The sequence below is a fragment of the Granulicatella elegans genome (genome assembly GCF_020735385.1).
Classification (GTDB): domain Bacteria; phylum Bacillota; class Bacilli; order Lactobacillales; family Aerococcaceae; genus Granulicatella; species Granulicatella elegans_B.
On the sequence record NZ_CP085953.1, the window covers coordinates 1691429 to 1703307 of the forward strand.

Consider the following 11879-nt stretch of genomic DNA (forward strand, 5'->3'; position numbering starts at 1 on the left):
TGTACTATAAGCCACAGTCATGTGGCTTATAGTACTACTACATTGAAAAGTTTTCTTTTTGTATTTATTTGTTAAATTTCCATATTATTCTTCAACTACATGAAACGTAACGTGGTCTGCTACTACATCACATTGTACGGTATTTCCTGGTAAAATACTTGAACGAATTAATTCTTTTGCTAGTGGTGTTTCAATTTCACGTTGAATAAAACGAGCAATTGGTCTAGCACCATAAACAGGATTATAAGCATTTTCAGAAATCCAATCTTTCAATTCATCCGTGAACACTAATTGAATCTCTTGCTCTTGTAAACGAAGATTCAAATCTTTCAACATCTTACCAATAATGCCATGAATATGAGTTTTTGACAATGGTGTGAAGAAGATTGTTTCATCAATACGGTTTAAAAATTCAGGCTTAAATGTACTCTTCAAGACACTATCCACTGCTTGTCTCGTTTCTGTATCAATTGTCTCCCCTTGAATTTCTAATAAAAATTGAGAACCGATATTACTTGTCATAATAAAGACAGTATTTTTAAAGTCAACAACTCTACCTTTTGAATCTGTTAGGCGACCATCATCTAATACTTGTAATAAAATATTGAAGACATCTGGATGTGCTTTTTCAATTTCATCTAATAATACAATCGTGTATGGATTACGACGAACAGCCTCTGTTAATTGACCACCTTCTTCATAACCAACATATCCTGGAGGTGCTCCGACTAAACGACTCACTGAGAATTTCTCCATATATTCACTCATATCAATTCTGACCATATGGTCTTGGCTGTCAAATAAGTTTTCTGCTAATGTTTTTGCTAATTCTGTTTTACCAACCCCAGTTGGTCCTAGGAATAAGAAGCTACCGATTGGACGATTTGGATTTTGTAATCCTGCACGAGAACGTAAGACTGCATCTGCTACCTTTTGAACCGCTTCATCTTGTCCAATCACACGTTCATGTAACGTATCTTCTAATTGAAGAAGTTTTTCTCTTTCTCCTTCTACTAATTTAGTCACTGGAATACCTGTTAATCGTCCTACAACACGAGCAATTTCTTCATCCGTTACAGCTTCTTGTACTAATCGATTATCTTCTTGGGCATGAAGTTTTGCTTGAGCTTCTAATTCTTGAATTTCTTTTTCTAATTTAGGAATACGACCATGGCGAAGTTCAGCTGCTTTTTCTAAGTTATATTCAGCTTCAGCTTCATCTAATTCATGTTTTAAGCGATCAATTTCCTCACGTTTATCACGAATTTTATTCACTTCTTCTTTTTCGATTTCCCATTTCATTTTTAAGTTATTGGCTTCTTCACGTAATGTTCCTAATTCTTCTTGAAGAATCGATAAGCGCTTCTTACTTGCTTCATCTTTTTCCATTTTTAATGCTTGTTCTTCAATTTCTAATTGCATTAAACGACGAGTCACTGTATCCAATTGAGTTGGCATTGAATTCATTTCTACACGAATTGTTGCACATGCTTCATCGACTAAATCAATGGCTTTATCTGGTAAATAACGGTCTGTAATATATCGATTTGATAAAGTTGCTGCTGCTACTAAAGCATTATCATGAATATTTACACTATGGTGAATTTCAAAACGTTCTTTTAATCCACGTAAAATAGAAATAGTATCTTCTACCGTTGGTTCATGAACTAATACTTTTTGGAAACGTCTTTCTAAAGCTTTATCTTTTTCCATATTTTCACGATATTCATCTAATGTTGTTGCCCCGATACAGTGTAATTCACCACGAGCTAACATTGGTTTCAATAAGTTACCAGCATCCATTGAACCTTCTGTTTTACCAGCTCCAACAATCGTATGAATTTCATCGATGAATAAAATGATTTGTCCTTCTGATTTTGTAACTTCTGCTAAAACTGCTTTTAATCGTTCTTCAAATTCTCCACGGAATTTTGCTCCTGCAATTAACGCTCCCATATCTAATGAGTAAATGACTTTATCTTTTAAATTTTCAGGAACGTCTTTTCGTACAATTCTTTGTGCAAGACCTTCTACGATTGCTGTTTTACCTACCCCGGGTTCCCCGATTAATACAGGATTGTTCTTTGTTTTTCTAGATAAAATACGAATGACATCACGAATTTCTTCATCACGTCCAATTACTGGATCTTGTTTTCCAGATTTTACTGCTTCATTTAAATTTTGTGCATATTGTTTTAATGCTTCATATTGATTTTCTTGATTTTGACTAGTCACACGACTTCCTCCTCTCAATTTTTCAATTCTTTCTTGTAATACTTGTTTTGTTACTTGATGTTTCAATAAAAATTCTTTAATTGGATGATTGGTTTCCATTAAAGCTAATACAATCACTTCAGTTGCTAAATATTCATCTTGAAATTGTAGTCGAATTTCATCAGCTTTTGTTAGTAATTGATATAAAGATTGACTTAAGCCTTGACCATATTGGACTTGACTTCCTTCTACGACTGGTAATTGATCAATCTTTTCATCCACAAATTTTTCTAATTCTGAAATTGGAACATGGACATCTTCATATAGATTTCTCACAAAATGATTTGGCGTTAAAAATACTTTCCACAAATGTGAGACATCGATTTCTTGATGTTTTCTATTTTGCGCAATTTCTTGTGCCTGAGCAAGTGATTGTTGCATCATTGTTGTCATTTTTTCAATATTCATCTTGCTTCCCCCATTCTTTTTCTTCCATTTCTTGTTATCAAATCTCTTTGATGTTTATAGTATACATCTTTAGTCAATAAAGGTCAAACATTTTCTTTGACTTTTTTTGACTTTTTGACAAAAAAATAAAAGACCAGTTCATAGAAGCCTTTATCAACCAATGAAACCGTCAGGTTTGCTTTCGTCCTTTGCTACTATGAATAGTCTTTTCGATGCCATATCAATTCGAATCGATACGCAACACTTTTCTTACGCAATAATATCCAGGAATTAACTCCTTCTCCTTATCCTCAACACCCTCACCACGATAATAAGACGATAATGGCAATAAATTAATAATCGGTGCCTTATGAGTCTCTTCTAACCATCCACCTTTCGTATAACGCTCATCATCAATTAATTCCGGACCAAATTCAGCATTTGCAATCGTCAATCCGAACATATTCTCTTTCCATAAAGGAGAAATATTTTTATGGAATAATTGACGTTTCAACTGATTCCCCCATTTAAACAACCGACGACAACTTGCACCACAACAATATTCCCACTCATCTTCCCGTAATAAACTAAATCCATTTCGCTCTACATCTCTTTTTAATTCTGAAAATGAAACAGCATCATCTATATAACAATCAAACAAATCAGGATTCCATTGATTTTGTTGAATAAACAAAGGTGATTTTCTTCCTACAGTTGGATACTCTCTTAAAAAATGATTTCCTTGTCCTTCTGGCAGTAATAATTCTTGAATATTTTGAATGATTTCCTCTGTTTGATTTTCTGCTATTGATAATTGTCCTGAAATGACATTATAATGCCCAATAAATTTTAAGCCTATAAACGTTGGCTTTTTCTCAACTAATAAAGCAGGAATATCAACTTCTCTTAAAGGTGAAGTCGAACCATTAATTTTTTCATCGATATATTCAGTCGTTAAGTGAATATGAGAACAATCTTGATTCAAAAAGCCTTTTTCCATTAAAAGTGAACTTGTCAATTGTTGATTGTAGTATCTTTTTAACTCATATCTTAATTCTTGTCTTTCTTCACTGCAGTCAAGACCAGATAGCCCTGATAAACCACTGTCCCATCCTAAAATACATTTCTTTTGACCTGGTACGAAGACATACTCTACACCATCAATGACTATTTCAAATGTATCAGTTTTAATACCTCCAAATTGATAACTGACAGGAGTGATTTTCGTAACCTCTAATATCGGATCAACAAAATGTCTGAGAACATTTTGTATGACAACTACTTTCATTTCACTCGTTAATGTTTTCCAAGTTGGATTAGAAACTGCATCCAAAAAATTATTAGACATCTATATCACCTCAATCTTATTCTAAAACAATTTTAACACTTCACCATTTAAAAAATCAATTTGATTTGTTATAATACATTGTACATTAAAGGAGAACGCTATGCATTTAATTATTATCGCAAATCCATATTCCGGTGGCGGAAATGGAAAAAAACAATTCGACTGCTTAGTCAACTATTGCCTAAAAAACAACATTACATTTTCAACTTATTTAACACAATATGCCGGAGAAATGATTGAAATTATTCCACGTATCATTCAAAACTTAACTTCAGAACATAAAATCATCATTATTGGTGGAGATGGTACATTGAATGAAGCTATTTCTGCATTAATTCAATGCAATCAAAAAATTCCTGTAGCTTACTTACCTGCAGGAACAGGAAATGATTTTGCAAGAGAAATGATATTAACACATGATATTACGACATTTATTAAACATCTATATAATGAAACGATTAAAAATCTTGAAATCATTTCATATCATGAAAAAATGAGTCATAAAAAAGGGATTGCCATAAATTCACTAGGATTCGGAATTGACGCTGCTATTTGTCAGCTGAATACTGTACAAGCAAAATCACAAAAAAAACGATTCGGCTTAAACAAATTATCTTATTTAACACCTATCATAGATGCCTTTAAAAATCATCAAGAATTTCAAGCTTCCATACAAGTTGATGATGAACCTGTTCAAATTGCAGATAAAAATTTATTAGTAGGACTATTTAATCACTCTTATTTTGGTGGTGGTATTCAATTTGTACCCACTGCAAAACAAAATTCGCATCATTTTGAAGTAGTTGTTGCAAGGGATGTGACTACTAAAGTCATTCTTAAAGCATTTCCATTTATTTTATGGAATAAACAACATTTTGAACGATTTCCAAATCACTTAATGAAGCAGACCGCTACTAAAGCTTGTATCAAAATTCAACAACCTATTCTTATGCAAACGGATGGTGAAGTCACTTCTTTTGAAGCAGTTGATTTAGAAGCTGAATTAATGACCTACCCAATCTATTTAACCTAAAAAAACTGGAGCCAATAACGACTCCAGTTTTCTTTTTCTAATATCCTCTCACTTGTGCAACATATTGTTGGATTGCGTCACAGGCATATTGTCCAACACCTTTTCCATAGTTATCTAAATTAGTTCGAAACTCGGCATTATGTGCATACTCTAATCCAATACTTGAAAATGCATCAATCGAACAATCAAATGCGTATTTACACATATGCTCATGTAATTCTTTTGCAAGAGTTACGTTTACTTCATCTGTTGCTGGAATTCCTTTTTGAATATTTTCTGCATAAGCAAAGAAAATTCGATTGAATCCTTCAGCTACAATATCTTCCTTCCCTTTTTGCTTTTCTTCAACTTCGTTAATCACTTCTTCACCATATTTTTTTATGGCTTCATTTTTATATTTTTTATTATCTGAAACACTAAATCCTTTAAATTTTTCTTCTGATGACATTCTAATTTTCCTTTCTGTAGACAGAATTGTCTTTTCTAATGTATCAATTAATGTTAGAAGTTTTTCCTTTTCATTTTGCATTAACATTAATTGTTTTTGTAAGTGTGGTAATAAGTCCTCTTCCTTTTGTTGCAAAAGTGATTGAATTTCTTTTAGAGAAAATCCTAAATATTTATAATAAAGAATCGTTTGTAGATAAGATAAGTCTTCTTCACTATAATATCGATAACCATTTTCGTCTTTTTGTGGTGAAAGTAAACCTATATTGTCATAATGATGTAAAGTGCGCACCGATACACCACTAAGTTCACTCACTTGTTTAATGAAATACATCTTTATTCCTCCTAACAATTACAGTATACGGTATGACGTTAGGTCATAGTCAAGCTTTTTATAAAAAAATACACCTCCAAAATGGAAGTGTATCCTATTTATGATTTTGTTTGATAAGTAAATCCTTCTCCAATAACATGGGTGACTTCAGTAATAATTGTAAATGCTTCAGGATCTACATCATGAATGATTCTTTGTAATGTCATCACTTGAAGACGGTTAACTGCTACGAATAATACTTTTCTTTCTTCACGAGAATAAAAACCATGACCATCTAAAATCGTTGTACCACGACCAATTTTTTCTTGAATTTGGGCACCAATCTCTTCATATTTCTTAGAGATAATCATAAAGGATTTCTTAGAGTTAAATCCTTCTAATACAAGGTTAATCATTCGACTTGCTGTAAATAAATAAATTAACGTAATAACTACCTTTTCTAAATCAGAAATAATCGATAGTGGACTGACAACAAAAATGTCTAATAGTAATAATGAAACTGATACATTCCATCCTAAATATTTCTTCATCATCATCGCAATAATATCCGTACCAGCAGTAGTACCATTTCCTAGCATCACAACTCCTAAAGCTGCACCAGCCACAACTCCACCACCAATAGCCGCTAATAATGAATTATGCGGAACAAATTGATACAAACCTCTTGTAATATCTAAAAATACCGACATCAAAATAACCGCATAGATAGTATAAAACATCGTTCTTCTCTCTAAAAATTGATAGCCTATTAATAGTAAAGCAATATTAATGACTAAGTTAGAAGTCCCCGGATTAATACCAAATATATAATATAGTAACAAAGTAATCCCTGTTACACCACCACTCCCAAACTGATTTGGAATCACAACTGCATTAATCGTAAAAGAAAAAATAAAAGAACCCATGGTAACCATTAGTATTGAAGTAATCGTTTCTTGATTAATATATTTTTTCATAAAGACTTCTCCTTTCTCTTACTCTGGGTCTCTATGGAATCTTCCATAGAAGTTTTCCGTTGCAAATTGATTAATGATAACGCGAGGATCTGCTTCTTTTAAAACAGAAATTGCATCAATCAATTCATAAGAAGACAACACGGTATGTAATAAATACATCTTTTCATGACTAAATCCACCAATCGCTTCTACACATGAAATACCATGACGAATATTTTTTAAATAAGCTTGCATGACTTCTTCACCATAACGCGTTGTAATTTGTAAAGTTACACGATGATAGCGTTGATGGAAATTGCTAATGACTTTCGTTGAAATATATTGGAATAAAATAGAATATCCTGCATATTTCCAACCAAAAATAGCACCGAATATTAATAACAATAATGTATTAAAGAAAAATACTTCTTGCCAAATTGTTTTACCATTTCGATTAGAAAAGAATAAGGCGATAAAATCCGTTCCACCTGTAGAAGCATTCCCTTTTAGCGCAATAGAAATATAAATCCCGTTCAATACTCCTCCAAAAATAACATTTAATAAAACATCATCAAAAATAGGAGCAAAGTTTAATACTCGAATGAAAAAAACTTCCACATAAAACTTGTAAAATTGAAAAAAATGTAAATCTAGGACTAATTCCTCGATAACAAATAATAGCAACAGGAATATTTAAAGCTAACATCATTAATGAAATGGATAAATCCAATCCAACTAACTCCCCAATTTGATGAATTAAAATAGAAATCCCTAAAAATCCACTTGAAAGGAGATTCGAAGGTTGAATAAATACTTTTAACGTAAATGCTTGTAAAAATCCTGATACTAAAATAGCTAAAAAGCTTACTAGATGACGAACTTTTGGATCTTTACGATATTTACGATACATAGCGGGATTCAATAAACTCATAGACGTTCCCCCACTTTAAAGTGATAACGAATATGATCCGGTGTTAACACTTTTAATTCAGAATCTTGATATAAATAAGGCCATTCCATTTCTTCTAAACGATCTACAATAGACTCCAGCACTTTAATTTCAGGGACAAAGAACATAATTTCTCTAACACCATACATCGTATGATTCGAATCAATTACTTGCCACTCATTAATCGCAATCGAATAATAATGATCATTAAATTGAAAATTAATTCGTTCTGCAACATAATCATAAGTCGTTTTAAACTGAAAAGTGTTTGTTAAAAAATCAGATGTCTTTTGAATATCTTCCACAATATAATGGACTTGATTCAAACGTGTTTTAGCAGGTAATCCATGAATTCCAGTATCCCCTAGTTGAAGAAATTCTTGAATAGGAATCGTCACTTCATTTCCTTCTAAATATTGCATTTCATGATTCACATCTTCTAGTAACAAATCTTTTTTTACACAGTAAAATTTCAAACGATTTTGCTCAGGATCCATAATATAAAACCCTTCACTATAACCATCATCACAAGTTGCCATAATCATTTGCTCTTCTAGTAAAAAATGATTGCTTAAATCTCCTAATAACTGTTTCTTAGGAATTTCAAATCCTAAATAATACGTTAAATTAGTTTTACGAGAGCCAGAATTTTCAGCTGTTATTAGACGAATCATTGGAATACTTCCTTGAGGTAATCCTAATAAAATTTCCGTTTCAAAATCTTGTAAAATGGTCATTCCTAAAACTTGCGTATAAAATCTCTTCATACTATGAATATTTTCTACAAATAACGTTACTTGGGCAATATCCCATTCTTTTTTTGAACCAGAAGGCAATAAATTTTTTACATAGTCAAATAAATTTTTCACTACTCTTCATCCTTTATTGTTCCATTTTTAAAATAAAATAATCCGAACATCATATCAGATTTGTAGTCATCAATAGTTCGGATTCAACATAAATTCATTCTAGTTTTCGAAAGCAACTGTTAATGGTGGTACAACTTGTTTTTTACGAGATACAACACCTGGTAAAATCAATAAACCATTTTCATACTCAGTATTAAATGCTTTAGCAACAGTATCTAACGCTTCCCCTACCACTAATCCAGTAGATACACTTGTTAAAATATTAGTTACTACTAATAAGAAAGTATCGTAACCATGAGTTGCATTTGCTTCTTTCATGCTAAATTCTAATGCTTCTCTACGAGATAATAATTCTTGTTCATCCACAACATTCACTTGTGCAATACGCATATTGTAAGAACCCATTGGGAATGATTTAGCATCTAAATCAATTAATTCTGCTTCAGATTTAGTAGATAAATTTGTACCTGCTTTTAACATTTCTAATCCATAAGAGTTTACATCAATTTCAGCAATACGAGCTAATTCAGTTGCTGCTTCAATATCTTGTTGTGTACATGTTGGTGATTTGAATAATAATGTGTCAGAAACAATAGCTGAAACCATTAATCCTGCAATTTCTTTTGGAATTTCGATTCCGTATTCTTTATACATTTTAAATAAAATCGTATTTGTACATCCTACTGGTTCACAACGATAGAATAGAGGATTTGCCGTTTGGAAATTCGCAATACGGTGATGATCCACAACATATTGTACTTCAACTTTTTCAACATCACTAGCACTTTGTTGAACTTCGTTATGGTCTACTAATGCTACACAATTTGTTTCTTCACTTAATGAAGTGACAACACGAGGAGCTGTTCTATTAAAATAATTTAATGCATATTGAGTTTCCTCATTAGGCTCACCTAGTGCAACTGCTTCTGCATCTTCTCCTAATTGTTTTAATAAATAAGCATACGAAATAGCTGATGTAATCGCATCTGTATCTGGATTTTGGTGTCCAAAAACTAATAATTTACTCATCTTTTATCCTCACTTTTATAATTTTTATACTGATTATTTTACCACACAATATTTAGAAAACCAATCTAAACATCTAAATATCCTTTGTATTCTTGCGTTCTTAAAATACGATTCGCATTTGCAACACGTTCTTTTGTTGGTGGTTCAATATGTTCTAATTTGTATGGAATCCCTAAGTTTTTCCATTTATAAACGCCTAAACGATGATATGGTAAAACTTCGAATTTTAATACATTTTTCAATCCTGCTACAAAATCACTTAATCTTTGTAAATATTCATCATAATCTGAGCGTTCAGGAACTAGTACGTGACGAATCCAAACTGGTTGACCTTTTTCTGATAAATATTCTGCTAATTGTAAAATATTTTTATTAGTCCAAGCAGTTAATTTCTTATGTTGTTCATCATCAATATGTTTAATATCTAATAAAATTAAATCTGTATATTCTAATAATTCTTCGAATTTACTAAAGAATGGTTCATCATACGTAAATGGCATTCCGCAACTATCTAATGTAGTGTGAATTCCCATTGCTTTACAACGTTTGAAGAAATCAATTAGAAAATCAACTTGTAGTAAAGGTTCTCCTCCACTCACTGTTACGCCACCTTTTTTCCCCCAAAAGGCACGATAACGTAATGCTTCCTCTAATAATTCTTGACTTGTAATTTTTTGTCCCGCTCCAATATTCCAAGTATCTGGATTATGGCAAAACTCACATCTCATTCGGCAGCCTTGCATAAATGTTACAAACCGAATGCCAGGTCCATCAACTGACCCAAAACTCTCTGTAGAATGAATATATCCAACAACTGGTTCACTCATTCATAATCCCTCCATTTTTTCGATTCTCTTTTAACATGATTTGTTACCATTATAACACATTTTTCATAAAAACGGTTAGAGGCTTGTTTCGTCAACTACATTTTTCAGTGCGTAATGTTTCAAAGTAATTTCTAATTCAGTATCTAAACTAGAAATTAGTATAAAATTCTTCTATTTTCAAAAAGACGTTCAATAATTTTTCTTGTATGATTTCTACTTTATTTTTATCAAGTTTATTTTCAAATAAATATATAGAATAAGGTATTTCAATTTGAATTGCTTCTACATTCGGTTGTTTGGATAATTCATGAATAATATTTCCACCTTTAAATGGTGTATCTACTTGAATAGAAAGTTTTTCTTTTTCAAAACAACTTACAATAAATTCCAACGATTTTTTTGAAATGGTTGCTTCATTCCTAGTACTAATAATAATTTTTTCTGTTTTAAAATATTTATCATCATAGCTATGTAAATCTAGTAAACAAATTTTTGTAAAATTTTGTTCTTTTAAGGATATTTGTTCCAATATTGCATCGTAATAAGGGGTATAAAATTCCTTTAGCCATTGTTGCTGGATTGCTTTAGAAGGATATTGTTTAAATAATGGATTTCCAACTTCATCATATTTTGGAATGATTGATCGTGTGGAAGTTTTAGAAGTATATTTTGATCGATTCACATCTACGATATATCTCGTAAGTTTCGAAGAAATACTTGTAAATGGAAAGTCTTTAATGAATGTATCCATTTCCCAATCAGTATGAATTCGTTTTGCTTTTGGATTTATTCGTACTTGAATTTCTTCAGGAATTTTTAATCCAGAATGAGGAATAGACAATAAAATAGGAGAAGCATGATTTACTTGTTTTACAGTGATATATGAATTCATGAAATCCTCCTAGTAATACTGAGATTATTAAGTAAATTTAGTATACTTTATTTTAGAGAGGTGAATCAAATGAGTCAACGTGAAATTGATGAAATGTATTCTTATTTATTAGAATTTACAGCTGATGTATTATATTGTGCAGCTCCATATAGTGAAGATAGAAAAGGATTAGCTGCCATTACTTATAATCCAGAGTTTAAACAAAATTTTCTTTTATCGTATCGTAATGAACAAGATACTGTTGAAATGCCTGAAGAAACAAGACAAATAACTACAGAAGTTTGAATGACTTTTGGTGAAGTGATTGATTATGCCTTAAATCAATTACAAGAGTTCCGACTAAAGTATTATCCAAAGCAACAAATGAAACGGTCTCTAAGATTATAATAGATTTTGGAAAGCAAATTTTATTCATTCCAAGTATTGACAGTTATTAGACATATTGCTATAATAACTCTTGTACTGTTCTAGTAGCTCAGCAGGATAGAGCATTCGCCTTCTAAGCGAACGGTCGGGGGTTCGAATCCCTCCTAGAACGTAAGCAAGGAACGTTGA

At 31.6% G+C, this 11879-nt stretch carries 12 protein-coding genes and 1 tRNA gene; 3 read left to right on the forward strand and 10 right to left on the reverse strand.

All coding sequences use genetic code 11. The features are described from left to right. Positions 1–84: 84 nt before the first annotated feature. Both clpB and LK443_RS08400 read right to left on the reverse strand, forming a co-directional pair. Positions 85–2682 (reverse strand): ATP-dependent chaperone ClpB, encoded by a 2598-nt coding sequence (gene clpB, locus LK443_RS08395; protein WP_227931465.1) that lies wholly within the window; start codon positions 2680–2682, stop codon positions 85–87. A 220-nt stretch (positions 2683–2902) separates the two neighbouring features. Next, positions 2903–4009: a hypothetical protein gene (locus LK443_RS08400; protein WP_227931466.1), complete on the reverse strand. Its 1107-nt coding sequence runs from the start codon at positions 4007–4009 to the stop codon at positions 2903–2905. Positions 4010–4109: 100 nt separating this feature from the next. On the opposite strand from LK443_RS08400, the gene LK443_RS08405 reads away from it, so the two are divergent. Beyond that, complete coding sequence (locus LK443_RS08405) at positions 4110–5042, forward strand: diacylglycerol/lipid kinase family protein (protein WP_227931467.1); 933 nt, start codon at positions 4110–4112, stop codon at positions 5040–5042. A 37-nt stretch (positions 5043–5079) separates the two neighbouring features. On the opposite strand, the gene LK443_RS08410 is transcribed toward LK443_RS08405, so the two are convergent. The 8 genes from LK443_RS08410 to LK443_RS08445 form a co-directional block, all read right to left on the reverse strand. Then, positions 5080–5823 carry a MerR family transcriptional regulator gene (locus LK443_RS08410; protein WP_227931468.1) on the reverse strand — a complete coding sequence of 248 codons (744 nt, stop codon included), beginning with the start codon at positions 5821–5823 and terminating at the stop codon, positions 5080–5082. 98 nt (positions 5824–5921) lie between these two features. Continuing rightward, a complete protein-coding gene (locus LK443_RS08415; RefSeq protein WP_227931469.1) occupies positions 5922–6779 on the reverse strand; it encodes a YitT family protein in 858 nt (285 codons plus the stop codon). Between the two features lie 18 nt (positions 6780–6797). After that, on the reverse strand, positions 6798–7376 hold the full coding sequence (locus tag LK443_RS09400) for a YitT family protein (protein WP_265416418.1): 579 nt from the start codon (positions 7374–7376) through the stop codon (positions 6798–6800). Beyond that, on the reverse strand, positions 7330–7689 hold the full coding sequence (locus LK443_RS09405; RefSeq protein WP_265416419.1) for a YitT family protein: 360 nt from the start codon (positions 7687–7689) through the stop codon (positions 7330–7332). Before LK443_RS09405 ends, LK443_RS09400 begins: the two co-directional genes overlap by 47 nt. Next, positions 7686–8576: a VOC family protein gene (locus LK443_RS08430; protein WP_227931470.1), complete on the reverse strand. Its 891-nt coding sequence runs from the start codon at positions 8574–8576 to the stop codon at positions 7686–7688. Before LK443_RS08430 ends, LK443_RS09405 begins: the two co-directional genes overlap by 4 nt. 99 nt (positions 8577–8675) lie before the next feature. Further along, positions 8676–9605 carry a manganese-dependent inorganic pyrophosphatase gene (locus LK443_RS08435; protein WP_227931471.1) on the reverse strand — a complete coding sequence of 310 codons (930 nt, stop codon included), beginning with the start codon at positions 9603–9605 and terminating at the stop codon, positions 8676–8678. A 65-nt stretch (positions 9606–9670) separates the two neighbouring features. Beyond that, a complete protein-coding gene (gene pflA / locus LK443_RS08440; protein WP_227931472.1) occupies positions 9671–10432 on the reverse strand; it encodes a pyruvate formate-lyase-activating protein in 762 nt (253 codons plus the stop codon). A gap of 148 nt (positions 10433–10580) precedes the next feature. Further along, positions 10581–11324 (reverse strand): N-formylglutamate amidohydrolase, encoded by a 744-nt coding sequence (locus LK443_RS08445; RefSeq protein ID WP_227931473.1) that lies wholly within the window; start codon positions 11322–11324, stop codon positions 10581–10583. 69 nt (positions 11325–11393) lie between these two features. Between LK443_RS08445 and LK443_RS08450 the strand changes: the two genes are divergently transcribed. Together LK443_RS08450 and LK443_RS08455 are read left to right on the forward strand one after the other, a co-directional pair. Further along, the gene (locus tag LK443_RS08450; RefSeq protein ID WP_227931474.1) at positions 11394–11609 is read left to right on the forward strand and encodes a hypothetical protein; all 216 of its coding nucleotides are present in this window, start codon (positions 11394–11396) and stop codon (positions 11607–11609) included. Between the two features lie 179 nt (positions 11610–11788). Then, positions 11789–11862 (forward strand) — tRNA-Arg (locus LK443_RS08455). Positions 11863–11879 lie beyond the last annotated feature (17 nt).